The sequence below is a fragment of the Polymorphospora sp. NPDC050346 genome (genome assembly GCF_040655695.1).
Lineage (GTDB): Bacteria > Actinomycetota > Actinomycetes > Mycobacteriales > Micromonosporaceae > Polymorphospora > Polymorphospora lycopeni.
Window position 1 is genome coordinate 36,436 of the sequence record NZ_JBFAKM010000027.1, and the last position, 24,949, is coordinate 61,384.

Here is a 24,949-nt window from a genome sequence, read left to right on the forward strand (position 1 = left end):
CGAACCGACCCGCGGCCGTACGTCGACCGGAAGGAAAGTCTGCGAAGCATGGCGGCACGTGGGTTCCCGTACCAGGATCTGAAGGACTTCCTCGCGGCGCTGGAGAGCGCCGGTGAGCTGCGCCGGGTGGGCGTACCGGTCGATCCGACGCTGGAGATCAGCGAGATCGTCACCCGTACGGTGCGGGCGGACGGCCCGGCGCTGCTCTTCGAGCGGCCCACCCGGGGCGAGATGCCGGTCGCGATCAACCTCTTCGGCACCGAGAAGCGGATGTCGATGGCGCTCGGCGTCGACGACCTGAACGAGGTCGGCGCCCGGATCGGCGCGATGATCAAGCCAGAGCTGCCGGTCGGCTGGTCCGGCATCCGCGAAGGACTCGGCAAAGTGCTGCAACTCAAGTCGCTGCCGCCGAGGAAGGTCAAGACCGCCCCCTGCCAGCAGGTCGTCTACAAGGGCAAGGACGTCGACCTGAACCGGCTGCCGGGCCTGCAGGTGTGGCCCGGCGACGGCGGCATCTTCCACAACTACGGGCTGACCCACACCAAGCACCCGGAGAGCGGCAAGCGCAACCTCGGCCTCTACCGGCTCCAGCAGCACTCGCACAACACGCTCGGTATGCACTGGCAGATCCACAAGGACTCCACCGCGCACCACGCCGTCGCCGAGCGGCGCGGCGAGCGGCTGCCGGTCGCCATCGCGATCGGCGCCGACCCGGTCGTCTGCTACTCGGCGTCGGCGCCACTCCCCGGTGACATCGACGAATACCTGTTCGCCGGCTACCTGCGCGGCGAGCGGGTCGAGATGGTCGACTGCCTCACCGTCCCGCTCCAGGTGCCGGCGCACGCCCAGATCGTGCTGGAGGGCTACATCGAGCCGGGCGAGCGGCTGCCGGAGGGCCCGTTCGGCGACCACACCGGTTTCTACACGCCGGTCGAGCCCTTCCCGGTGATGCACGTCGAGTGCATGACGATGCAGCGTGACCCCGTCTACCACTCGATCGTCACCTCGCAGCCGCCGCAGGAGGACCACGGCCTCGGCAAGGCCACCGAGCGGATCTTCCAGCCGCTGCTCAAGCTGCTGATCCCGGACATCGTCGACTACGACCTGCCGGCCGCCGGCGTCTTCCACAACTGCGCGATCATCTCGATCCGCAAGCGCTACCCGAAGCACGCCCAGAAGGTGATGAACGCGATCTGGGGCGCCCACCTGATGTCGCTGACCAAGTTGATCGTCATCGTCGACGAGGACTGCGACGTCCACGACTACAACGAGGTCGCCTTCCGGGCCTTCGGCAACGTCGACTACTCCCGCGACCTGCTGCTCACCGAAGGCCCCGTCGACCACCTCGACCACTCGTCCTACCAGCAGTTCTGGGGCGGCAAGGCGGGCGTCGACGCGACCCGCAAGCTGCCGACCGAGGGTTACACCCGGGGCTGGCCGGAGCGGATGACGATGTCACCGGAGGTAGCCTCGCTGGTCGACAAGCGCTGGAAGGAATACGGCATCTCGTGACCACCACCGCCCCCGCACCCGGTCGGGTGAAGGCGTTCCTGCGGCTGGTCGCCATCGAACACTCGGTGTTCGCGCTCCCGTTCGCCTTCCTGTCCGCGCTGACCGCCATGCAGGTCGACGGCGGCCGGATCCGCTGGCTCGACCTGTTGCTGATCACGATCGCGATGGTCGGGGCGCGTACCTTCGCCATGGCCGCCAACCGGATCATCGACCGGCGGATCGACGCCCGGAACCCGCGTACGGCGGGCCGGGAACTGGTGACCGGTGCGGTGAGCGTCCGGACGGCCTGGACCGGCGCGGGCGTCGCGATCGTCGTCTTCCTGGCCGCGGCGGCGGCGCTCAACCCGCTCTGCCTGGCACTCGCGCCGCTCGCCGTGGTGCCGCTGGTCGTCTACCCCTACGGCAAGCGGTTCACCGACTGGCCGCACGCGATCCTGGCGGTCGCGCAGGCGGTCGGACCGGTCGGCGCCTGGCTCGCCGTCACCGGCACGTTCGAGGGCTCGGGGCCGGCCTGGCTGCTCGGTGCGGCCGTCGGGCTGTGGATCGGCGGCTTCGACCTGATCTACGCCTGCCAGGACACCGCGGTCGACCGGGAGATCGGGGTCCGGTCGGTGCCGGCCCGGTACGGCATCGGCTGGGCGCTGCACGCCTCCACCGTCGCCCACGTGGTGACGTTCGCGCTCTTCGTCTGGTTCGGTGCGCTGGTCGGCTTCGGCTGGCCGTGGTGGATCGGGCTGGTGCTGACGGCGGCCGCCTTCGCCTACCAGCACGTGGTGGTCACGCCGACCGACCTGTCCCGGGTCAACCGCGCCTTCTTCACCGCCAACGGCTTCGTCGGCATCGCGCTCTTCTTCTTCGCGCTGCTCGACCTGGTCGTGCGGCTCGGCCTGCGCCCCTGACGGGGACGGGCCGGCCGGGCCCGCATCCCTGACGGGGACGGGTCGGCTGGGTCGGTGTCAGCCGGCCTTGGGGTCCGGGGCGCACGGGGCCGGCTTGCCGGCATCGTGCCCCCGGTAGCGGGCCGACTCCAGCGACCAGTCGATGGTGCCGCGCACCGAGTTGGCCACCCCGTCGAGATACTCCGCCAGCGGCCCGTCGACCGCCCGGCCGAACCGTGGCAGTGCCGCCCGCAGTTCGGTGAACCGGCGCATCGTCGTGCGCCACCGCGTCTCCACCGCCCCGATCGCCTCGGCCACCGGCAGCCGCTCCTCGGCGGCCACCGCCAGCACCAGATTGTGGCCGCCGGCCACCGCCGTGTCGTGCTCGAGCGAGACCACGTCGTTGAACCAGGACAGCAGGTCGTTGGCGGTGGTGGCGATCTCGTGCACCAGCGGGTGCCGGTGGATCCGGTCCGGCAGCGCCGAGCCGGTCGCAAACTCGATCAACGTGTACGAGACGTACGCCGCCGACGTGGCCCGGCGCAGTTCGACGTATTCGGCGATCCCGGGACGGCGGCCGGTGGCCTTGTTGGCGGCCTCGACCAGCACCCCGTCGAGGTGATGGGCGACCGCGTCGACGAACCGGGTCCGCGCCGCCGCCGTGAGCCGCCCGTACGGCTCCCGCCAGGCGTCGACCAGCATCCGGCGCAGCGGTCCGGTGAACAGCGCGTCGGGGCCGGGCAGGGTGGCGGCCCCGGTCCGCAGCACCGTCAGGATCTCGTCGCGTACGGCCCGCAGGTGCTGCTGACCGGGCACCGCCGGTCCGTCCCAGGCGTCGTCGATCAGAAAGAACCAGGTGAACAGCGCGGTCAGGGTGCGCAGGTCGGCGGCCGTCGCCGTCGGGTAGAGGCGGCCGGCGTAGCGGGCGAAGCCGCCGGAGGCCAGCCGTCGGGCGCCGGTCTCGTCCAGGGGCAGGCCGGTGCCGCGCACCCAGTCGACCAGCCAGCGCTGAACCTCCTCGGTGTACGGGGAGATCCGTGGTGGGATCGAACACGCCGCGTGCATCGGTCGTGCATGATCGATACTCAATGCCCTGCCCTTCGCGCGTACCTGCCTGCTGTCTCGTCACGACCGTCCGGCATCGCACGCCCGATGGGAAGACCGGCATCGGGGTGGAATAGCCGGGTGGGTCGGTGATCAGCCGGCCGCCGTCTCACGAGAGGCTAGACGCTATGCGAAGGCCGTGGGTGATCGGTGTCTCAGGCGCGTCCGGTACGCCGTACGCGGCGGCCGTGCTGCGCGCGCTCCTCGACGCGGGTGAGGCCGTCGATCTGGTGGTCTCCCGGGCCGCCCGGCTCACGATCCTGGACGAGACCGGGCTGCCGTTCCGGGACGGGCGCTGGAAGGACGACCTGGCCCGGTGGCTGGGCCGCGACCTGGCCACCGCCGATATCGTGCACTGGGCGGCCGGCGACCTGGCGGCCGGCCCGAGCAGCGGGTCCTATCCGGTGCGGGGCATGGCGGTGGTGCCGGCGAGCACGGCGGCCTGCGCCGGCATCGCGATCGGCCTGTCCAAGGACCTGCTGCAGCGGGCGGCGGAGGTCAATCTCAAGGAGCGCCGACCGGTGGTCGTGGTGCCCCGGGAGACGCCGGTGACCCGCAGCCACCTCGAACACCTGATCACCCTGTACGACGCCGGCGCGGTGGTGCTGCCGGCCAGCCCGGGATTCTACGGTGCGGGCGCGGCGGCCTCCGCCGGGCAACTGATCGACTTCGTGGCCGGCAAGGTGCTGGACACGCTCGGTGTGGAGCACACCCTCTTCCGGCGCTGGGCGGGTGAGTTGGGTGCCGCCCGGGCCGAGGACTCCTGAGCGCCGGCCGGGTCGGTCAGTGCATGCCCATGTTGCCGGCGCCGGCCGGGCCGCCGCCGGGCGGGTTCGCCGGGCCGGCGTTACGGGGCCGGTTCTCGGGGCCCTCTTCGAGTTCGTCGAGGACGCCCTCACCCTCCAGCAGGGCCCGGACCTCCGACTCGCGGAAGCGCCGGTGTCCGCCGGGCGTGCGGATGCTGCCGATCCGGCCGGCCGCGGCCCATCGGGTCACGGTTTTCGGGTCGACGCGGAAAAGCGCAGCCACCTCGCCCGGCGTCAGCAGACGGTCTCCAGTGTCCACGGCCCCCTCCTCGCGTCGACAGAGTCTCCGGGCAGCTCACGCCACCCCCGCGGGGCGTGGGCCGGAGCCTTTGATAGGGACGTACGGTCATTAGAGCACCGCTAGCGTGCCGTGTCCGGGAAACGCGGAAAACGCACTGTGTGGGAAGTTAGCAGGTAGTATTTGCGAACTAAGTTTGTTTTGGTCGATTTCTTTCGCCCGGTTGTCTCGGACCGCGGGTGCTCCGATTAGGGTCTGATGCCGTGGACGCCATTGATCTGAGCCTGGTCGAACTGCTGCGGGGCAATGCCCGGCTCTCGTTCGCCGAACTCGCCCGACAGGTGGGGCTGTCGGCGCCAGCGGTGCACGAGCGGATCGGCAAGCTGGAGGCCAGCGGAGTGATCCGCGGCTACCGTGCCGACGTCGAGCCGGAGGCGGTCGGGCTGGGGGTGACCGCACTCATCGGAGTCGTCGAGGACTCCGGCGGCGACACCGACGACCTGCTCGCGGCGTTCCGCGCCATTCCGGCGATCGAGTCGTGCTATTTCCTGGCCGGTGTCGAGTCATTCCTGTTGAAGGCGCGGGTCGGCACCATCGCCGAACTGGAGCAACTGATCGTCCGGGTGAATCGGACGCCGGGCGTCGCGTCCACCCGTACCGCGATCGCGCTGTCGACCAAGTGGGAGAACCGTCCCCAGCCAATCCCCGGCGAGCGCTGATCATGGAGAAGCTGGCGGACAATCAGCGCGAAGCGGGCACGGCTTGTCCTTGATCGACGGGAGGGTGGGGGCGGTGGCCGGCCCTGTTACCGTCGGCGGATGGAACACCTGGACCGATGCGACGCCGCCGACCGGGCCTGGGTCACCGAAGCGGTCGCGATGGTCGAGGCCGACGCCAACCGCTCCGCCGACACCCACCTGCTGCCGTTCCCGCTGCCCCGCGAGTGGGGCGTCGACCTCTACCTGAAGGACGAGTCCGTCCACCCGACCGGCTCGCTCAAGCACCGGCTGGCCCGGTCACTGTTCCTCTACGGTCTCTGCAACGGCTGGATCGGACCGCGTACCACGATCGTCGAAGCGTCGTCGGGCTCGACCGCCGTGTCGGAGGCGTACTTCGCCCGGATGCTCGGACTGCAGTTCATCGCGGTGATGCCGGCGTCGACATCACCGGAGAAGATCGCGCTGATCGAGTTCCAGGGCGGCAAGTGCCACCTGGTCGCCGATCCCGCCGCCGTGGTGGTCGAGGCCCGCTGGCTGGCGGACGACCTCGGCGGCCACTTCATGGACCAGTTCACCTATGCCGAACGGGCCACCGACTGGCGCGGCAACAACAACATCGCCGAATCGATCTTCACCCAGTTGGCCCTGGAGCGGCACCCCGTACCCGCCTGGATCGTGATCGGCGCCGGCACCGGCGGCACCAGCGCGACCATCGGCCGGTACGTCCGCTACCAGCGGCACCCCACCAAGATCTGCGTCGTCGACCCGGAGAACTCCGCCTTCTACCCGGCGTGGCAGGCGGCGGACTGGACGGTCCGGACCGGCCGCGGCTCCCGCATCGAGGGGATCGGCCGGCCCACGGTCGAGGCGTCGTTCCAGCCGTCGGTCGTCGACCGGATGGTGAGCGTGCCGGACGCGGCGTCGCTCGCCGCGATGCGGGCCGCCTGCACCGTCCTCGGCCGGCGGGTCGGCGGATCGACGGGCACCAACCTCTGGGGCGCGTTCGGACTGATCGCCGGGATGCGCGCCGCCGGGGAGACCGGCTCGGTGGTGACCCTGCTCTGCGACGGCGGCGAACGGTATGCCGACACCTACTACGCCGACGACTGGGTCGCCGCACAGGGGCTCGACCTGGCGCCGCACCGGGCGACGGTCGAGCGCTTCCTGGCCACCGGCACCTGGCCGTCCTGACCCGCGCCGGCGCGGCTCGGCCGGGCTGTCCGGGCCGGCCGTCTCAGGGGCGGTTGGCCAGGCCAGGATAGCGGGTCACATACCCGTCCGCGTCGACGTCGATCTCGGCGGTGAACCCCTCGCTCTCGAAGCGCACCCGGCCACCACCGAGCGCCGTGTACGACTGCTCGGCCGGGATCACCTCCAGCCCCGGCAGCAGCACCCAGGCCACGGTGACCTCGTACGTGGTGCCGGGGGCCGCGGTCAGCAGGCCGAGCCGCCGGATCGGCAACGTGTTGAACAGCGGATTTCCGCTGACGTCGACGTCGAGCGCCGACTCGAGACTGTCCGGGTCCTCGGTGCCGGGCAGCCCTGCGCCCGGGTGGCCACCGGCCCGCAACACCGAGTCGAGATCGCCCTGCTCACCCGTTGCCGCCCGCCACCGTCCGGCCGCCCGCTCCAGCCGTAGCGTACGCCGCCAGCCGCTGCCCTCGACGGTCAGTTCCAGCCGGCCGGTTCGCCACGCCTCGTCGGTCGACAGCTCGTATTGGCAGGTGTATGCGATCGGATCGACCGCCAACGCCGTCCCTTTGACGGCCAGGCCACGCCGGTCGTCGATCAGGGCGTGTTCGGCGCCCGGCACGTCGGTACGGGTCCAGTACAGCGACTTCGGCATCGTCGACATGGACCGGACGTTACCGCCGTCCGCCGCCGCCCGTACGCCGGACACGGCGCGGGCCGGCGGTGTCGACACCGCCGGCCCGTCGGACGTGTGGGATCAGTGGGTACGGCTCGGACGGCCGAACCGGCGGTCGCCCTGCCGGCGGTCGTCGCGCGGCCGGTCGTCCCGGTACGGCCGGTCGTCGCGCGGGCGACCGTCGTGGGGACGGTCGTCCCGGGGGCGGCCGTCGTGCCGGAACCCGCCACGCCGGTCGGTGGCCCGCCAGTCGCTGCCCCGCTCGGCGCGGCCCGCACCCTCACCGAACCGGCGTTCGCCGCCCGGCCGGTCCGAGGCGGGCCGGTCGCCGCCCCGGAAGCGCCGCTCACCCTCGGGGCGGTCGCCGAACCGGCGGTAGCCACCGGCCGGCCGGTCACCACGGGAACGCTCGGGCCGGCGCGGCGCCGGCTCGTCGACCACGGGTACACCGCTGGGCTCGCGCGCCCCGGTCAGCTCCGCCAGCGCCGGCTCACCGGCGCGGGTACGGGTCTCGACCGGCTCGACGCCCGCCTTGGTCAGCATCGCCAGCGTGGTCCGCCGCTGCTTGGGCAGCGCCAGCGTGACCACCGCACCGGACTCGCCGGCCCGGGCGGTGCGCCCGGCCCGGTGCAGGTAGTCCTTCGGGTCCTTCGGCGGGTCGACGTGCACGACCAGCGAGACGCCGTCGACGTGGATGCCACGGGCCGCCACGTCGGTGGCGACCAGCACGTTCATCCGGCCCTCTTTGAACTCGGCGAGCGTACGGGTGCGTACCCGCTGGGTCTTGCCGCCGTGCAGGGCGCCGGCCCGTACGCCGACCGCGGCGAGCTGGCCGACGAGCCGGTCCACCCCCATCTGCGTCCGGGCGAACATCATGGTCCGGCCGGCGCGGGCGGCGATCGACGCGGAAACGGCGAACTTGTCGTGCGGCGGGATCAGCAGCAGGTGATGGTCCATCGTGGACACCGCAGCGGTGGGCGGCGCGGTCGAGTGGGTGACCGGGTCGGTCATGAAGCGCTTGACCAGCGCGTCGACATCGCCGTCCAGGGTGGCCGAGAACAGCAGCCGCTGGGCGTGGGCCGGGGTCTTGGCCAGCAGTTCGGTCACCTCGGGCAGGAAGCCCATGTCGGCCATCTGGTCGGCCTCGTCGAGCACGGTGATCTCGACCTCGTCGAGGTTGCACACCCCGCGCGAGATCAGGTCACCGAGCCGGCCGGGCGTGGCCACGACGATCTCCACGCCCCGGCGCAGCGAGTCGATCTGGCGGTCGTACGGCACCCCGCCGACGGCGGTCTTCAGGAACACCCCGAGAGCCCGCCCGAGCGGCATCAACGCGTCGTTGACCTGCATCGCCAGCTCACGGGTCGGCACCAGGACGAGTGCCCGGGGGTGCAGCGGCCGGGCCCGGCCGCCGGCGGCGACCCGGGCCAGCATCGGCAGACCGAAGGCCAGGGTCTTGCCCGAGCCGGTCTGACCACGGCCGAGCACGTCCCGGCCGGCGAGCGCGTCGGGAACGGTCGCCTGCTGGATTTCGAACGGGGTGGTGATGCCCTCCCGGTGCAGCGCGCGCACGAGCGGCTCGGGCAGGCCGAGTGCGGCGAAGTCGCGGATCTGCGTCGGGGTGCCGGCGGAAGTGGTCTCGACCGGCTCGACCGGGGTTTCGAAGACGGATGGAAACGTGCTGGGATCAGCGAAGACTGTCAAGAAAACCTCTCAGAGCGGGGCGCTTCTTCGCGAATGGCCCGCCACGGCTGTCAGAGTGCCGTTGAACTGCCCGCAAGATCGCCCATGGACATGCTCGTGGGCATGCCAGGTCAGTAATCGTAAACAAGTGTACGACCAGTTGCCGCACCGTGCCGCGCGGCGCTCCCAGGGGTGGGCTGGCTCACCCCTGGGAGCGCCGCCCGGGGAACGGTCAGCCGACCAGAAGCCCGTCGAAGAGGGTGCCGAAGATGTCACCGGCCCCGAGCGCCACGATCAGCCCGACGGCGATCAGGATCCCCAACCCGATCACCAGCACGACGACGACCTTCGCGGTGTTGCCCCTCGCGACCGGCTCGTCCAGCCGCCCCTGAGCCAGGATGTGGCCGGTGAGCGACCCGGTCTGCTCGATCGACTGGCCGCCGGGAACCGCGACCGTCATCTGGCCGGCGCCCGGGCCGTCGCTGCCGTACACCGTGCCGCCGGTCCGCTGCCCACGGGCCCACTGGCCGTACTCCGGCGAGGTGGGCACCTCGGTCCTGGGGGCGGGACCGGCCGGCGCACCGCTGGTCGGTGCCGGGCCGCCGGGTGGGCCGCCCGCCCCGGGTACGCCGTACGGCGTGCCACCGGCCGGCAGGTGCGGCGGGGCGGTCGCACCGTACGGCGCACCACTCGTGGGTGGCGGGCCGTGGGGTGCGCCACCGGTCGGCGGGCCGTACGGCCCGCCGCTTGCCGGAGTGCCGACCGGCGGGGCGGTGAAGGGGGCGGCGCCCGGTGGCCCGCTCGTGGGTGTGGTCGGCGGAAGCGTGTACGCCGGCAGTGACGGCGGTGGCGGGTAGACCGCTGCCGGCGGTTCGGCGGCCCGGCTGGTCGGATCGGGCGGGCTGGCGGCCCGGCGGTTCGGATCGGTCGGGTTGGTCGGCGCGGGCCAGGCCGGCAGCGCCGGGGCAGGTACGACCACCGGCGGCGACGCGGGCCTGGCACCTGGCGTCGGCCACGCCGGCGTGCCACCCGCGGCGGCGGCCGGCGGGGGTGGGAAGGGCGGGGCCGGGTTGGGACCGGGCTGCGGTGTCGGGGGCGTGGGTGGGATGGGACCGGGTTCCGGTGCGGGCGGGACGGGCCCCGGCACCGGGCCGGGTGGAACGGGCCCCGGCCCCGGCGGGATCGGCCCCGGCAGCGGGCCGGGCGGCGGTGCCGGCACCGGTGGCGTGGGCGCCGGGCCGGGGTGCTCGGGATCCGGCCGGGGCGGCGGGGACGGCTGGGACGGTTCGCCGGGGGTGGCCGGTTGCGCCGGATCGTGGGGCCGGGCCGGCGGATCGGTGCGGTCGGGCGTCGCCCGGTAGACCCCCGCCCTGGCCCGGTTGGTCGCGACGGCCGCCTCGACCTCCGCGGCGCTGACGCGTTGCAGGCCCGGAACGGAGACCCGGGCGCGCGCGGCGTCACCGGACTCCGGCGCCCGCTGCGCCGGCACGAGCGGCGGAGCCGAGCTGAACGAGCTCTCGAACGGCGGCGTGCCCGATCCGGTCACCGTCGCGGGTGCCGCCGGTGCGGCCGCCGACGCCGGACCGGCTGCCGGTGGTGTTTCCGCCGGGTTCGCCGACTCGGACCAGCCGCTGGCGAACGCCGACCACGGCGAGTCGGCTTCGGGGGCTTTCGGCTGCCGGCGCTGCAACGGTGGCAGAGCCGACGGGCCGGCCTCCGGAGCCGCTGGGGCCGGGTCGGCCGGCGGGGTGGTGGCCGCGGCCGGCTGCGGCGGCAGGCCCGCTCCCGTCGGCGGGGCGGCGGGCTCGGCCCGGCCTTCGGCGGCGGCCGGCCGCAGGTCGCCGGCACGGTAGGTGCGTCCGGGCTGGACCGGTGTGGCCAGCCGGGCGACCTCTTCGGCCGACGCGGCGGTGCCGGCCGAGACGGTGGCCCGCCCGACGACGGCCCGGCCGGCGGACCGCTCGACCATCGGCCGTTCGGCGGTCGCGGGTACGGGTTCGGCGGGCTGGGGCGTCGCCACCGAAGCCGGCGGAGCGGAGGTGACGGGCGGCGCGGAGACGACGGGGGGTGCGGAAGCGACCGGTGGTGCGGAAGTGACGGGAGGCGCGGAAACGACCGGTGGTGCCGACACGACCGGTGGCGCGGAAACGACGGGAGGTGCGGAAGTGACGGGGGGTGCGGAGACCGGGGGCACTGCGGCGACGGGCGGCGCGGATACCGCAGGCGGAGCCGAAACCGGTGGCGGCGCGGCGGTGACCTGCGACGGGACCGGCTCCCGTGCGGCGAGGCCCGGCCACAGCGCACCCGTCGGGGGCGGCGGTGGCGGCTCGTACAGGTCGGGCAACTCTTCGGCCGGTGCGTCGGGCAGCGCGGTGCCGACCGCCGGCGGCGGGGGCAGGGGCGGCAGGTCGGCGGCTGGTGTGGCCGCCGGTTGCTCAGGTGCGTCGGCCGCCGCCGGGCGGGGCCGGTCCGCGTACGGCGGAACCCGCTCTTCGTCCATCAGTGCCTCCCGCGCCCACGCCCTGCCCAGCTCCAGACGCCGGCAGCAGAACGAACCTCACCGTCCACCGTGCCACATGACGGCGAACGAGCACAGCCGGAGTGCGACGGACCTGTCAGCGACCCGACGTCGAACTCGGCGTCGGCGAGCCGCCGGACGGCGCCGCGCTGACCCGCTGGCTCGCCGAAGCGGTCGCCGAGGCGCTGCCGCTGGCCGAGGCGGACGTTCCCGCGCTGGCCGAGGCCGAGGTGCCGGCGGTCGGCTCCGGGTTGGTGGTCGGTCCCGGGTGGGTCGTCGGCTCGGCGGGCTCGGTCGGGCTGGGCGGCGTGGTCGGGCTCGGCGTGGTCGGGTTCGGCGTCGGGGTGGTCGGACCCGGGGTCGGGGTGGTCGGGCCCGGCGTCGGGGTGGTCGGCCGTGGCGTCGGCGTGGTCGGACCCGGGGTGGGCGTCGTCGGGCGCGGAGTCGGACTCGGCGACGTCGGGGGCTTGTTCGGTGCCGGCAGCGCGTCGAAGACCCGGGTGGCGCCGAAGAAGCGCGACCACCAGACGGTCGAGACCTTGACCACGTCGCCGGTGGTCGGCGAGTGGACCATCTTGCCGCCGCCGATGTACATGCCGACGTGGTGGATGTCCTGCCACCTGTTGCTGCTGGAGAAGAAGAGCATGTCGCCGGGGAGGAGTTGGGTGCGGGCCACCGGCTTGTTACGGGTGCCGTAGTACTGGTCCTTGGCGACCCGGTTCAGGGTGTGGCCGACCGACCGGTAGGCGGCCCACATCAGCCCGGAGCAGTCGAAGCGGTGCGGCCCCTCGGCCGCCCACTCGTACGGCTTGCCGCGCTGGGCCAGGGCGTAGTTCACGGCGCCGACAGCCTTGGGGTTGGCGACCTTGCCCGCGACGCTTCCGCTGCCGTCGTAGCCGGGTGCGAGCTGCTGCTCCTGGGCGTCCCGCTGCTGTTCGGCGAGCAGGACCTGGGCCTGGTTCTGCTGCATCAACGACTGCAGCGTGGATTCCTGCTGACGGTGGGTCGTCGCGAGGGTGTTGTATTGCCCGACCAGGCCCTGCGCGACGGTGTTGGCGGCCAGGTAGGCCTGGTTGGCGGCCTGCTCGGCGGCGCGGGCGCGGGCGACCTCGCGGGCCGCGGTGCCGGTGTCGGCGCCGGTCTGGGCGCCCTTCTGGATCCGGGAGAGCGCGCCGAGGCCGTGCAGGTCGGTGCCGAAGATCCCGGGCGGCATGGCGGCCGCGTCCTTGAGCGCGTCGGTCGCGCTCTGGTCGGCCAGCCCCTCGGCCCTGGCAAGGTCTTCGCGGGCGGTGCGCAGGGTGGCTTCGGCAGTGGTCAGCGTGGTGGTCGCGGCGTCCCGGTCGATCTGGAGCTTGAGGAGCTGGTCGCTGATCCGGCCGTATTCGATCTGCTTGGCCATGATGTCGGCGGCCAGCGGGCCGTTGACGGTCGGCACCGTCGGGGTGCCCGTGCCGCCGCTCGGGGTCGTGGTGCCGGGCAGCTGGAAGGGGCCGGTCGGCAGCGGCCGGCTGCCGCTGTCCGGGATCGTCGTCGGCAGGGGCGGATCGGCGTACGCGGGCGCGGCGAGCGCCATCGTCGCGGCGGCGGCGAGAAGAGCGGACCAGGCCACCGGTCGCAGAACGAAGCTGATCGTGCCGTCCTGTCGGCGGTGCCGCCTGGAATTCTTCTTGGCCATCCCTGCCCCGTCCGGTGGGTAACCGCCCCGCTGGTAGCGGGGCGAGGTGTGACGCCACGCGGTCGTGGCGTCCCAATTTTTCTTACCGCACCGGCGCCACTCCTGTCGATTGGGTCACGGGTAACAGGTACCTGAGAAGTTGGTGAAGTGGGTCGCTGCTCACCGGCCGACGGTCGGCGGATCCCCCGTCGGGACGTAGGCTCTGACCGGGAAGTTGGCCGGAAGGGGCGTTGCGGGCATGGATGTCGGACGAAAGCGCGAGCTGGAGGAGAAGGTCTACGCGGGGGAGCGACTGACCCGCGAGGACGGCGAGGCGCTCTACGACAGCGACGACCTGGCCTGGCTCGGCCGGCTGGCGCACCACCGACGTACGGAGTTGAACGGCGATCGGGTGATGTTCAACGTCAACCGGCACCTCAACCTGACGAACGTCTGCAGTGCCTCCTGCGCCTATTGCTCTTTTCAGCGCAAACCGGGTGAGAAGGATGCGTACACGATGCGCATCGAGGAGGCGGTCCGCAAGGCCAAGGAGATGGAGGACGAGCAGCTCACCGAGCTGCACATCGTCAACGGCCTGCACCCGACCCTGCCCTGGCGCTACTACCCGAAGGTGCTGCGCGAGCTGAAGGCCGCCCTGCCGAAGGTCAAGCTCAAGGCGTTCACGGCGACCGAGGTCCAGTGGTTCGAGAAGATCAGCGGTCTGCCGGCCAGCGAGATCCTCGACGAGTTGATGGACGCCGGGCTGGAGTCGCTGACCGGCGGCGGTGCCGAGATCTTCGACTGGGAGGTCCGGCAGCACATCGTCGATCACGCCTGCCACTGGGAGGACTGGTCGCGGATCCACCGGCTGGCCCACGAGAAGGGGCTGCGTACGCCGTCGACGATGCTCTACGGCCACATCGAGGAGCCGCGCCACCGGGTCGACCACGTGCTGCGACTGCGTGAGCTGCAGGACGAGACGGGCGGCTTCACGGTCTTCATCCCGTTGCGCTACCAGCACGACTTCGTCGACTCCGCCGATGGCAAGATCCGCAACCGGATCCAGGCCCGTACGACGATGGCGTCCCCGGCCGAGTCGCTGAAGACCTTCGCCGTGTCCCGGCTGATGCTCGACAACATCCCGCACCTCAAGTGCTTCTGGGTGATGCACGGCCTGTCGGTGGCCCAGTTGTCGCTCAACTTCGGCGTCGACGACCTGGACGGCTCGGTGGTCGAATACAAGATCACCCACGACGCCGACTCGTACGGCACGCCCAACACCATGCACCGCGACGACCTGCTGCACCTGATCTGGGACGCCGGCTTCCGGCCGGTCGAGCGGGACACCCGCTACAACGTCGTCCACGAGTACGACGCCCCGCCGCCGCTCGCCGAACGGCGGGCCGAGCCGCAGCAGGTCTGGGCCTGACGCACCGTCCCACCCGCCCGTGACCTGCCGGTCCGGGCGGGTGACCGGACGCCGCCCCGGCCCGGCTACCCTCAACTGGTCATGAGTGAGCGAATCGGTCGGCCCAGGCTCGTCCGTGACGGCTGCGGGCGGCCGTCATGACCGAGGAGAAGACCACGTATCCCCGGCGGGACGCCGAAGGCCGCATAGAGCATCTGCCCGACCTGCTCGGGGTGGCCCTGGCGGGCCTGGTCATCGGCGTGCTCGCGCTGGTGGTCTTCGACGCCGGTTTCGCGCTGATGGGGCTGGGCGAGTTCGGCCGGGCCAACGGCTGGCTGGCGATCATCCTGCCGGCGTGGATCTTCGTCGAGGAGTTCCGGGCATGGTCGTACGGGCCGGCCCGGATCGCGGCGGCCCTGGTCGCCGCCGCCGTGTCGATCACCGCCGGGCTGCTGGCCGCCGGTCTCGCCGAGGAACTGCCGGCACTGGCGTCGGGTTCGCTCGCGGCCGGGGTGTTCGCGCTGGTCTACTCGTTGATCTGGTTCTACGGCATCCGGTGGCTCGCCCACCGGGTCGGCTGATCGGAGTTGTCATGAGCGAGCGCGGTGAGCGAATCGGCTGGCGCAGGGTGACTCATGGCAAATGTGAGCGAAGCGAGGAGTTGTCATGAGTCCCGGGGTTAAGTACACGCTGGGCCGGCTCGGGTTGTTCCTGGCGGTCGCGCTGGTGCTGTGGCCGGTTCCCCTGAACCTCTTCGTCAAGCTCATGCTGGCGGTGATCATCTCGGCGGCGCTGGCCTTCTTCCTGCTGCGCGGGTTGCGCGACCAGATGGCGGAGCAGTTGTCCGACAATGTCACCCGGCGTCGTACCGAGAAGGAGAAGTTGCGTTCGGCGCTGGCCGGTGACGACCAGGCGGCCGGCAGCACGTCCGCGACCGGCGACGCCTCGACCGACGACGCGGCCGCCGGCAAGCGGTCGCCGGACGCGGATCGCTGACGTACGGCGGGTCCGGCGCGGGCATCGTCGACCGCACCGGACCCACCGGGCTCACCAGTTGGTCGAGCCGGCGACCTTCGGCCAGGGCTTCCACCAGGGCTTGATCAGGTAGGCGATGCCGCCGGAGCCGCCGGAGACGCCACCGCTGGCGTTGATCCGCTTGGTGCGCAGCCAGATCTGCTCGAACTGCTCGCGCTGGTAGACGTTGCGCACCTCCGCGTTCGTCGACGACGCGGGGTCGTTGACGATCACGTCACCGTCGGCGGTGAAGCCGACGATGGTGAACAGGTGGCCCGACGTGCCGTAGTTGGAGCCGTCGAGTTCGTTCGCGAGGAACGACTGCGAGGTGACCACCGGCAGGCCCGCCTTGATGAAGTGTTCGACCTCGTCGAGGGAGTGCAGCCGGGTGACCCGGGCGTCGATGCCGGGGAAGGTTGCCGCGTACGCGGTGTTGAACGGCCAGTTGCCCGCGCCGCCGTACGCGTAGTCCCAGGTCATCCGGGCGGCGTGGGCGACCTGCGGGTCGGTGTAGCCGGGCGTGATCCAGGACATGTCCGAGGTGGACGGTCCGCGGCCGTGGTATTCCAGCACCATCGTGGTGGACGTGGGACTGCACCAGACCTGCCCGCCGCCGCCCCACTCCGGGTAGTTGCCCCGGTGGATCATCTGCGACCGGGGTGGCACGGCGAGTTCCCGGCCCCAGGCGATGCCGCCGGCGCTCGGTGTGACGGTGAACCGGTCGGGGACGTACGAGCTCATCGCGCCGAGCATGAACACCCGCGGCGACTGCCACTGGCCCGGCGCCCGGTAGAGGGTCAGCCGGAACTGGTAGGCGGTCAGCATCACGCCGTTCGCGACGTCGTCGATCGAGAACGTGTCGGTCCAGATCGTCGACCAGGGGTCCCCTTGGCGGTTGACGCTGGTCCGCTTGATGTCCTCGTCGCCGGAGGCCCAGCGGCCCATCACGTACCAGGGGGTCTGGTTCCCGGTGTTGTAGGTGCCCTGCAGTTCGATCTGGATCCAGGTGCCCTCGGGGGTGACGGCGTTCCAGGACGGAACGAGTTCGCTGGCCGCGAAGCCGACCTGGGTCACCGGTGAGGTCCAGGTGGAGTATTTCCAGGTCCGGGTCTCGCCGCTGTGCGGATCGGCGTATTCGGTGGTGCCGGCGGGGTTGAGCATCGTGATGCCGGTGCGCAGGCCGGGCAGGGCGACGGTGCCGCGGTGGGTGCCGCCGCGCCAGTCGCGGAAGCTGGACCACTCCTGGTAGGTGATCTGCTCGTCGTGGCTGGTGGGGGGCCCGGTGGCCAGCGCGGGGGCGGCCGGGACGAGGAGGGCGGACGCGGTGACGCCGGCGACGGCGACCGCGCGGAGACGTGGTCTGACCATGAGGGCTCCGCATTTTGTCGGGGGTCGATATCTGCCCGCCACTATCCCGCTTGGAGAGATTTTTCGCCAGACCCCAACGGTTGGAAAGTCTTTGCCGGCGTGACGATCACTCTGACATGGAACAGAGAGTGAGTCATGTTGATATGACCATGTGCAGGGTGGTGCAGTGATGCATCGACAAGCGGGATCCTCCGCACTCTCTGGAGGTTTGTATGCCGTTGCGCACCCCCGGATCGACCCGGCGGGCCACCACCCTCGCCACCGCCCTCGCGGTCGGCCTGTTCGCGGTGGTCAGCCCGGTGTCGGCCGATCCCCGACCCGATGCCGCCGCCGGCGGCACCACCGAATACCGGGTCACCGGCCCGCACGACCTCGCCGACCGCAACGCGGTCGCGCGTACCGGCGCCTCGATCGACTACGTCGAGCACGGCCGGCTCCACGTGTCGGCCATCCCCGCCGAGGCCGAGGCCATCGCCGCCCTCGGCTTCAAGCTCGAAGCCGTACCGGCACCACCCGCGCGGGGCACCGGGGCCAGCACCGACGCCTTCCCGCCGGCCGACTCCAACTACCACGACTACGCCGAACTCATCGCCGTCGTGAACAAGGTGGTCGCCGACCATCCGACCATCGCCCGCAAGAGCAGCATCGGTACCTCGTACGAGGGCCGGGACCTGCCGGTGATCAAGATCTCCGACAACGTCGCCACCGACGAGAACGAGCCGGAGATCCTCTTCAACTCCCAGCAGCACGCCCGCGAGCACCTGACCGTCGAGATGGCGATCTACCTGCTCAACCTCTTCACCGACAACTACGGCACCGACTCGCGGATCACCAACATCGTCAACAGCCGGGAGATCTGGATCGTCCCGACCGTCAACCCCGACGGCAGCGAGTACGACATCGCCACCGGCTCCTACCGCTCGTGGCGCAAGAACCGCCAACCCAACAGCGGATCCTCGTACGTCGGCACCGACCTCAACCGCAACTGGGGCTACAACTGGGGCTGCTGCGGTGGCTCGTCCGGCTCCACGTCGTCGGACACCTACCGCGGCCCGTCCGCGTTCTCCGCGCCCGAGACCGCGGCCCTGCGCAACTTCGTCAACAGCCGGGTCGTCGGCGGCGTCCAGCAGCTCAAGGCCAACATCGACTTCCACACCTACTCGGAACTCGTCCTCTGGCCGTTCGGCTACACCACCGCCAACACCGCACCCGGCCTCAACGCCGACCAGCAGGCCGTCTTCCAGACCATCGGCCAGCAGATGGCGGCCACCAACGGCTACACCCCCGAACAGTCGTCCGACCTCTACATCACCGACGGCGACAGCATCGACTGGATGTGGGGACAGCACGGCATCTGGGCGTACACCTTCGAGATGTACCCCGGCTCGGCCGGCGGTGGCGGCTTCTACCCGCCCGACGAGGTCATCCCCGCCCAGACCTCCCGCAACCGGGAAGCGGTGCTGATCCTCGCCGAGTACGCCGACTGCCCGTACCGGGCCACCGGCAAGCAGGACCAGTACTGCGGCGGAGGCGGCGGCACCACGGTCTGGTCCGACACCTTCGAGACCGCGACCGGCTGGACCATCAACCCGGACGGCACCGACACCGCCACCTCCGGGCAGTGGGAACGCGGTACGGCCCAGCCGACCAACTCCTCCGGCGCCAAGCAGCTCGCCCCGTTCGCCGGCACCAACGACCTGGTCACCGGACGGCTCGCCGGCACCGCCGCCGGGGACTACGACATCGACGGCGGGGTGACCAGCGCCCGGTCCCCGGCGATCACGCTGCCCGCCAGCGGGACGCTGAGCCTGCGGCTCAACTGGTACCTGGCGCACGGCTCCAACTCGTCGTCGGCCGACTACTTCCGGATCAGCGTCGTGCACAACGGCGGCACCACCCAGCTCCTCAACGTCAACGGGGCGGCCAGCAACCGCAACGGCACCTGGACGGCGGCCAACCTCAACCTGACCCCGTACGCCGGACAGTCGGTGCGGATCCTGGTCCAGGCCGCCGACGCCTCCGGAGCCAGCCTCGTCGAGGCGGCCGTCGACAATGTGACCGTTGTGAGTTCCTGATCGGCAGGTGGCCTGGCGCGGGCGCTCTTTGCCCGCGCCGGGCCAGCCCCTGGGGGCGTTCGCGCGGGCGTACTTCGCCCGGGCGAACGCCCTTCGCTTGTTCGCGTCACCCTCCACCGTCAGCCGTAGCGCCTGCGTCACCTTCGCCGCGCCGGCCGGGTCGTTTCGGTGGGAAGCGCCGGCCGTCGACCGAACCGACTTTCCTGATGACCGACCCAGTTGGTGAAAGAGGCTTTCGGAGATTCTGCAATTGCGACCTTGTGTTGATAGATGTAGATCTCATAGGGTGGATGAAGTCGGGTGCACAAAGGGCAAAAGGCGGCCGACCGGTGCCTTTGCGGCATCGACGGTATTCGCGGGAAACGGGGGAGTGAACGTGAGATTAACAATTGTGGAGCGAGTTCTTCGCGTGCTGGGGGTGGCTGTCCTGGCGGCGGCCCTGCTGGCGGTCCCGGCCGCGAGCCAGGCCGCTGCCTCGGCTCCAGCGGGTGACAAGTTGGAAAGCGTTGCGGCGGGACCTGATGGCGAACGTGCGTCGGCGGCAGCCGCGAGCTACATTCTCGTCAACGCGGGAACTGGTAATTGCCTGAGTGCCAACTTCAATAATTCTGTGTATACGACGCCGTGCAGCGGCGTTATCTACCACGAGTGGTATCTCAGTTCCTCGAATGAGCTGATCAACGCGGGAACCGGTCGCTGCCTGAGTGCGAATTTCAACAATGCTGTGTATACGACGCCGTGCAGCGGTGTGATCTACCACGGGTGGGTCGGATCGGGGTGGAACGTCATCAATGCGGGAACTGGTCGCTGCTTGAGCGCGAATTTCAACAATGCTGTGTATACGACGCCGTGCAGCGGTGTGATCTACCACGACTGGTACCTCTACTGATACTGCGGCGTCCTCCGGTGACGGCCGACGAGCGGGTGATGCCCCGGCATCACCCGCTCGTCGGCGGCCCGGCCGCGCTCCGTTGTCGGCCGGTCATCCTGATCGGGGCCGGTTCCTGAGTGGTTGCTGCGACGGTGAGTTGCTGGACACGGTTCTGGGGCGGGTCAAGGGGTTTGCGCTACCGTGCTAGCGACCGTCCGCAGCGAAGCCGGTGTGATTCCGGCGCTGTCCCGCAACTGTGATGCCCCCTACGCGGGGACGAGCCAGGTCGCCTGCGCCGGTCGCGAACCGCGCTCTCGAGGAAGGGTGCCTCGCGGGCGGGGCGCCCAACGAACCCTGTCGGCGATGCAACACAACCTCGACCGACAGGAGGAACGATGTCCAGACGTACCCGGATGTTGGCCACGGCGTTCGCCGCCGCGGTCGCCGTGACCCTCGGCGCCTGCGCCGGCGGCTCCGGTGCCGACGAGCCCGCCGGCCAGCCGAGCGAAAGCGCCACCTACCCGGTCACCGTCGGCACCGTCACCCTCGACCAGCGGCCGGAGAAGATCGTCTCGCTGTCGCCCTCGGCCACCGAGATGCTCTACGGGATCGGCGCCGGGTCGCAGGTGACCGCCGTCGACGACAACTCGAACTACCCGCCCGACGTGCCCAAGAGCGAACTGTCCGGGTTCAACCCCAACGCCGAGGCGATCGCCGCCGAGGCACCCGACCTGGTGGTGCTCTCCAACGACACCAACAAGATCGTGGACCAGCTCACCCGGCTCCAGATTCCGGTGTACGTCGCGGCGGCCGCGACCACCCTCGACGACACGTACCGGCAGATCCGCGAACTCGGCACGCTCACCGGACACCCGGACGCCGCCGACGACCTGGCCACCCGGATCGCCGACGAGATCGCCAAGCTGGTCAAGGACGTACCGCAGCGGTCGGAGAAGCTGACCTACTACTACGAACTCGACCCGACCTACTACACGGTGACCAGCAAGACCTTCATCGGCTCGCTGTTCGGCCTCGTCGGTCTGGACAACGTCGCCGACCCGGCCGACCCGGACGGCGCCAACGGCGGCTACCCGCAGCTCGGCCTCGAAGCGCTCTTCAGCGCCGACCCCGACTTCGTCTTCCTCGCCGACGTCAAGTGCTGCCAGCAGTCGGCCGAGACGGTCAAGGCGCGGCCCGGCTGGGCCGACCTGACCGCGGTCAAGAACAACCAGATCGTCGCCCTCGACGACGACATCGCATCCCGCTGGGGCCCGCGCGTCGTCGACCTCGTACGCGCCATCGTCGACGCGGTCAGCAAGGTCCCCGCGTGACGTTGCGCCCTCCGGCGGATTCCGCCCGGCCCGCGACCGCGGGCCGGGCGAAGTCCATTCGGATGGGGCCGACCGGCCCCGACCGGGCATCGGGTGTGGCCCGGCCCGGCTCCCCGGCATCCGGCCCGCGGCCGGCGCGGCTGCGTCCGGGCTGGCTGATCGCCGGGTTCGGCGCCGTGCTGGTCGCCGCCGTCGCCGGCCTCGCCTTCGGGCCGATCAGCCTGCCCCCGCTGAGCGTCGCCGCCGAACTGCTCAACCTCATTCCGGGTGTCGACATCGACAGTGGACTGACCGCCCGGGAAGCCGCCATCGTCACCGAACTCCGGCTGCCCCGGGTCGTCCTCGGCCTGCTCGTCGGCGGCATGCTCGCCCTCGCCGGCGGCTGCTACCAGGCTGTGTTCCGCAACCCGCTGGCCGACCCGCACCTGCTGGGCGTCGCGGCCGGCGCCGGCCTCGCCGTCACCGCCGTCATCGCGCTGCGCCCCGCCACCGCCGGCGACGCCACCGCCGGCCTGCCGGTCACCGTGCCGCTCGCCGCCTTCGTCGGCGCCGTCGGCGCGGTCCTGCTCACCTACCTGCTCGGCGTCGCGGGCGGCCGCGACCGTAGCCCGGCCACCCTGATCCTCGCCGGCGTCGCCGTCTCCGCGTTCCTCGCCGCCGGCCAGACCTACCTGCTCCAGCAGAACGTCGACAACATCCGCGAGGTCTACTCCTGGCTGCTCGGCCGGGTCGCCACCGCCGGCTGGCACGACGTCCTCATCGTGCTGCCGTACGCCGCCGTCACCGCGGCGATCGTGCTCCTGCACCGGCGCGAACTCGACGTACTGTCGGTCGGTGACGAGGAGGCCGCCAGCCTCGGCCTGCACCCGCAGCGCTCCCGCTACCTGCTGCTCGCCGCCGCCTCGCTGGGCACCGCCGCCGCCGTCTCGGTCTCCGGCCTGATCGGCTTCGTCGGGATCATCGTCCCGCACGCCGTACGGCTGCTCGCCGGCACCAGCTACCGGACCATCCTGCCGCTGTCGATGCTCTTCGGCGGCGCCTTCCTCGCGCTGACCGACCTGGTGGCCCGTACCGCCGCCGCCCCCGCCGAGATCCCGATCGGGGTGGTCACCGCGTTCTTCGGCGCGCCGTTCTTCGTGCTCGTCCTGCGCCGTGCCAAGCGGGTGTCGGTGTGACGGCGGGAGCGCCGGCACCATCGCCGGGACCGGCCGCCGTCGAGGTGGCCGGGCTCTGCGTCGACCTCTCCGGAAACCGGATCGTCGACCACGTCGACCTCACCGTCCACGCCGGCGAATGGGTCACCGTCATCGGCCCCAACGGGGCCGGCAAGTCGACCCTGCTGCGCGCCGTCGGCGGCCTGCTGCCCGCCACCGGCGCCATCTCCCTCTTCGGTACGCCGGCCGGCGCGCTCCGCCGCCGGGACCGGGCCCGGATCGTCGCGACCGTGGTGCAGATGCCGGCCGTACCGCCGGGCATGACCGTCTTCGACTACACGCTGCTCGGCCGTACGCCGTACATCGCGCCGCTCGGGCGGGAGTCGGCCGCCGACCTGGCGGCGGTCCGGGACGTACTCGGGCAACTTGATCTCGACCGGTTCGCCGACCGGCAGCTCGCCACCCTGTCCGGCGGTGAGCGCCAGCGGGTCTTCCTGGCCCGGGCGCTGGCCCAGGGGGCCACCCTGCTGCTGCTCGACGAACCGACCAGCGCGCTCGACATCGGGCACCAGCAGGAGGTGCTCGAACTCGTCGACCAGCTTCGCCGCGACCACGGTCTCACCGTGCTCGCCACCATGCACGACCTGTCGCTGGCCGGCGAGTACGCCGACCGGATGGTGCTGCTCGCCGACGGCCGGGTCGTCGCGGCCGGTCCACCGCAGGACGTGCTCACCGAGGAGTTGCTCGCCACCCACTACCGGGCCCGGGTACGGGTCATCCCCGGCGACCACGGTCCCCTGGTCGTACCGGTCCGACCGCGGTTCGCGGCACGCGCGGGTGGCGGCGCGGGCGCCGATCAAGGGGATGCTTCCGGCATTTCGGTCGGCCTGAGCCACGACAAGACCTAGATCGACGAGAACCGGGGGTGCCCGCCACGGCGGACACCCCCGGATTCCGGCGGCGAACGGTCAGTTTGTTGCCGGCGTGAGCTTCGGTGCCGCGTCCATCGCCGGGGTGAACAGCCGTACCGGCTGTTCCGACCGGAGCGTGGCCGGGCCGGCGGAGTCGGCGCCACACAGGGCGGTGAGCAGCGTTTCCACCAGTGCCTGCGAGATCGGATCCGGCTGGCCGGGCAGTTGGTAGTGCGTCATGTTCTGCATCAACGTGAACTGCCTGGTCCCGTCGGGGGAGTGCAGTGAGATCGCGTTGTGGCCGAACACCTGCCCGTCGTGACCCCACACCGTGCCGCACGGCAGCGCGTTGCTGTAGAGGCCCAGGCCGTAGCCACCCGCCTCGGGGAACTCCGGGATGAACGGAACCGTCTTCTGCATCTCGGCGAGTTCCGCCGGACGCAGCAACTTGCCGGTGAGCAGAGCCCGGTAGAACTTGTTCAGGTCGCTGGTCGTGGAGACCAGCTCACCGGCCATCCAGCCCCACGACATGTTGAAGACGCTGAAGTCCCGCAGTTCGGTCTCGGTCCACGGGACGTACGCCTTCGCGTGCGGCAGCAGGATGCGTGGCGTCCGGCCCGGGAAGTACGTCTGCCACAGCCCGGTCGGCCAGATCACCCGACGGCTGATCTCCAGCGCCGCCGGCAGCCTGGTGATCTTTTCCAGGATCAGCCCGGCGAGGATGTAGTTGGTGTTCGAGTAGCTGTAGCGCTCGCCCGGTGCGTTCGTCGCCGGCATGTCCAGGCCGACGCGGGCCAGCTCACGGGGCTGGAAGGTCTTGCTTTGGGCCGCCAGAAGCTGCTCGGGCGTGGCGAAGATGGCGTTGGTGTAGTTGCCGATGCCGCTGGTGTGGTTGAGCAGCATCCGTACGGTGACGCCCTCGCGCCCGAGGTCGGGCAGGTAACGGCCGACCGGCGCGTCGAGGTCGAGCCGGCTCTCACCGACGAGTTGGAGCAGCGCGACGGCGGTGAACGTCTTGGTGATGCTGCCCACCCGGTGCTGGTAGGTGGGGCGGATCTTGCGGTTGGTGTCGATGTCGGCGATCCCGCTGGCCCGCGACCAGCGGCCGTTGCCGTCCCGGACCTCCGCGAACGTGCCGACCATGCCGGCCGCGGTGATCCTGTTAAGCCCGGCCTGCAGGTCGTCGGCCGGCGCGGCCACGGCCGGCGAGCCGGTGGCGACGAGCACCACACTCAGGGTCGCCGCGCATGCCGCGGCGAAGATCTTCCGGTACGGATTTCCCACATGCCCTCCCCAGTGGACGACGGATCCGACATCATCCATCTTTCCGTTACCCGGGGCGGCGCGGCTCCTACCAGCTATCGATCATTCGGTCCTCCCCAGGTGGGAGAACGCTCGGTTCCGACCGGCGAGGCCCTAGGTCAGGCGACCTTGAGTTGCTCGTCGCCGAAATCGGCGATCAGCTTGAGCGTGCCACCGAGTGCGGCGATGTAGCGACCCAGCACTTCCTGGGTGGAGACGTTTCCGGCCTCGATCTGCGACACCCGTGCGACAGAGACTCCCATGCGAGAAGCAACCTGCTCCTGGGTCATCCCGCGGTGTTTCCGCAACTCGGCGAGTCGCCAGCCGCGAGCCTGGTCAAGCATCTCGCCGACCGCCGCATCGAAGGCCCTCTGCCCGCCGGCGGTCTCGACCGCCCGCTCAAGGTGACCGCTGTCCCGCCACCGCTTAACGCCGCTCATAGTCGATCTCCTTCTCCCGCTCCTTCAAGTATGTGGCGTAGAGGTGACGTGGTGACGCTGTCGACGAGCGGTCGTCCTTCGCCCGGGCCGCTTTGC

General features: G+C 71.2%; 22 protein-coding genes and 1 riboswitch. Of the genes, 13 read left to right on the forward strand and 9 right to left on the reverse strand.

Annotation, left to right across the window (positions count from 1 at the left end; all coding sequences use genetic code 11):
* The first annotated feature begins 48 nt into the window (after positions 1-48).
* A complete protein-coding gene (locus tag AB0I42_RS25030) occupies positions 49-1,512 on the forward strand; it encodes a menaquinone biosynthesis decarboxylase (protein WP_357540611.1) in 1,464 nt (487 codons plus the stop codon).
* Complete coding sequence (gene mqnP, locus AB0I42_RS25035) at positions 1,488-2,411, forward strand: menaquinone biosynthesis prenyltransferase MqnP (protein ID WP_357540707.1); 924 nt, start codon at positions 1,488-1,490, stop codon at positions 2,409-2,411. The genes AB0I42_RS25030 and mqnP overlap by 25 nt, the downstream gene beginning before the upstream one ends.
* A 57-nt stretch (positions 2,412-2,468) precedes the next feature.
* Here mqnP and AB0I42_RS25040 read toward each other — a convergent pair whose 3' ends face one another.
* Positions 2,469-3,455, reverse strand: a complete 987-nt coding sequence (locus AB0I42_RS25040; protein WP_357540613.1) for a terpene synthase — start codon at positions 3,453-3,455, stop codon at positions 2,469-2,471.
* 167 nt (positions 3,456-3,622) lie between these two features.
* Here AB0I42_RS25040 and AB0I42_RS25045 point away from each other — a divergent pair, with 167 nt between their 5' ends.
* Entirely contained in the window at positions 3,623-4,261 is a 639-nt protein-coding gene (locus tag AB0I42_RS25045; protein WP_357540615.1) for a UbiX family flavin prenyltransferase, read from the forward strand.
* Positions 4,262-4,277: 16 nt separating this feature from the next.
* Here AB0I42_RS25045 and AB0I42_RS25050 read toward each other — a convergent pair whose 3' ends face one another.
* Positions 4,278-4,559 (reverse strand): BldC family transcriptional regulator, encoded by a 282-nt coding sequence (locus tag AB0I42_RS25050; protein ID WP_357540617.1) that lies wholly within the window; start codon positions 4,557-4,559, stop codon positions 4,278-4,280.
* A gap of 242 nt (positions 4,560-4,801) precedes the next feature.
* On the opposite strand from AB0I42_RS25050, the gene AB0I42_RS25055 reads away from it, so the two are divergent.
* A complete protein-coding gene (locus tag AB0I42_RS25055; RefSeq protein ID WP_357540619.1) occupies positions 4,802-5,257 on the forward strand; it encodes an Lrp/AsnC family transcriptional regulator in 456 nt (151 codons plus the stop codon).
* Between the two features lie 99 nt (positions 5,258-5,356).
* A complete protein-coding gene (locus AB0I42_RS25060) occupies positions 5,357-6,448 on the forward strand; it encodes a PLP-dependent cysteine synthase family protein (protein WP_357540621.1) in 1,092 nt (363 codons plus the stop codon).
* Positions 6,449-6,491: 43 nt separating this feature from the next.
* On the opposite strand, the gene AB0I42_RS25065 is transcribed toward AB0I42_RS25060, so the two are convergent.
* The 4 genes from AB0I42_RS25065 to AB0I42_RS25080 form a co-directional block, all read right to left on the reverse strand.
* Complete coding sequence (locus AB0I42_RS25065; RefSeq protein ID WP_357540709.1) at positions 6,492-7,103, reverse strand: putative glycolipid-binding domain-containing protein; 612 nt, start codon at positions 7,101-7,103, stop codon at positions 6,492-6,494.
* 102 nt (positions 7,104-7,205) lie between these two features.
* Complete coding sequence (locus AB0I42_RS25070; protein WP_357540711.1) at positions 7,206-8,735, reverse strand: DEAD/DEAH box helicase; 1,530 nt, start codon at positions 8,733-8,735, stop codon at positions 7,206-7,208.
* A gap of 304 nt (positions 8,736-9,039) precedes the next feature.
* The gene (locus tag AB0I42_RS25075) at positions 9,040-10,827 is read right to left on the reverse strand and encodes a hypothetical protein (protein WP_357540623.1); all 1,788 of its coding nucleotides are present in this window, start codon (positions 10,825-10,827) and stop codon (positions 9,040-9,042) included.
* 595 nt (positions 10,828-11,422) lie between these two features.
* Positions 11,423-13,000, reverse strand: coding sequence for a C40 family peptidase (locus AB0I42_RS25080; RefSeq protein WP_357540625.1), 1,578 nt, complete (start codon positions 12,998-13,000; stop codon positions 11,423-11,425).
* A 238-nt stretch (positions 13,001-13,238) separates the two neighbouring features.
* Here AB0I42_RS25080 and mqnE point away from each other — a divergent pair, with 238 nt between their 5' ends.
* From mqnE to AB0I42_RS25095, 3 genes are all read left to right on the forward strand, one after another.
* Entirely contained in the window at positions 13,239-14,408 is a 1,170-nt protein-coding gene (mqnE, locus tag AB0I42_RS25085) for an aminofutalosine synthase MqnE (RefSeq protein ID WP_357540627.1), read from the forward strand.
* A 137-nt stretch (positions 14,409-14,545) separates the two neighbouring features.
* Positions 14,546-14,968, forward strand: coding sequence for a hypothetical protein (locus AB0I42_RS25090; protein WP_357540629.1), 423 nt, complete (start codon positions 14,546-14,548; stop codon positions 14,966-14,968).
* 85 nt (positions 14,969-15,053) lie between these two features.
* Positions 15,054-15,383: a DUF4229 domain-containing protein gene (locus AB0I42_RS25095; protein ID WP_357540631.1), complete on the forward strand. Its 330-nt coding sequence runs from the start codon at positions 15,054-15,056 to the stop codon at positions 15,381-15,383.
* Between the two features lie 51 nt (positions 15,384-15,434).
* On the opposite strand, the gene AB0I42_RS25100 is transcribed toward AB0I42_RS25095, so the two are convergent.
* A complete protein-coding gene (locus AB0I42_RS25100) occupies positions 15,435-16,769 on the reverse strand; it encodes a C39 family peptidase (protein ID WP_357540633.1) in 1,335 nt (444 codons plus the stop codon).
* 212 nt (positions 16,770-16,981) lie between these two features.
* Here AB0I42_RS25100 and AB0I42_RS25105 point away from each other — a divergent pair, with 212 nt between their 5' ends.
* From AB0I42_RS25105 to AB0I42_RS25125, 5 genes are all read left to right on the forward strand, one after another.
* Positions 16,982-18,844 carry a M14 family zinc carboxypeptidase gene (locus tag AB0I42_RS25105; RefSeq protein ID WP_357540635.1) on the forward strand — a complete coding sequence of 621 codons (1,863 nt, stop codon included), beginning with the start codon at positions 16,982-16,984 and terminating at the stop codon, positions 18,842-18,844.
* A gap of 376 nt (positions 18,845-19,220) precedes the next feature.
* Positions 19,221-19,733 carry a ricin-type beta-trefoil lectin domain protein gene (locus AB0I42_RS25110; protein WP_357540637.1) on the forward strand — a complete coding sequence of 171 codons (513 nt, stop codon included), beginning with the start codon at positions 19,221-19,223 and terminating at the stop codon, positions 19,731-19,733.
* 207 nt (positions 19,734-19,940) lie between these two features.
* Positions 19,941-20,001, forward strand: a riboswitch (cobalamin riboswitch).
* A 109-nt stretch (positions 20,002-20,110) separates the two neighbouring features.
* Positions 20,111-21,046 (forward strand): ABC transporter substrate-binding protein, encoded by a 936-nt coding sequence (locus AB0I42_RS25115; RefSeq protein WP_357540639.1) that lies wholly within the window; start codon positions 20,111-20,113, stop codon positions 21,044-21,046.
* Positions 21,043-22,221, forward strand: a complete 1,179-nt coding sequence (locus AB0I42_RS25120) for an iron ABC transporter permease (protein ID WP_357540641.1) — start codon at positions 21,043-21,045, stop codon at positions 22,219-22,221. Before AB0I42_RS25115 ends, AB0I42_RS25120 begins: the two co-directional genes overlap by 4 nt.
* A gap of 44 nt (positions 22,222-22,265) precedes the next feature.
* A complete protein-coding gene (locus AB0I42_RS25125; RefSeq protein WP_357540713.1) occupies positions 22,266-23,108 on the forward strand; it encodes an ABC transporter ATP-binding protein in 843 nt (280 codons plus the stop codon).
* Positions 23,109-23,168: 60 nt separating this feature from the next.
* Here AB0I42_RS25125 and AB0I42_RS25130 read toward each other — a convergent pair whose 3' ends face one another.
* Both AB0I42_RS25130 and AB0I42_RS25135 read right to left on the reverse strand, forming a co-directional pair.
* Positions 23,169-24,395 (reverse strand): serine hydrolase domain-containing protein, encoded by a 1,227-nt coding sequence (locus AB0I42_RS25130; protein ID WP_357540643.1) that lies wholly within the window; start codon positions 24,393-24,395, stop codon positions 23,169-23,171.
* Between the two features lie 137 nt (positions 24,396-24,532).
* A complete protein-coding gene (locus AB0I42_RS25135) occupies positions 24,533-24,853 on the reverse strand; it encodes a helix-turn-helix transcriptional regulator (RefSeq protein WP_357540645.1) in 321 nt (106 codons plus the stop codon).
* Positions 24,854-24,949 lie beyond the last annotated feature (96 nt).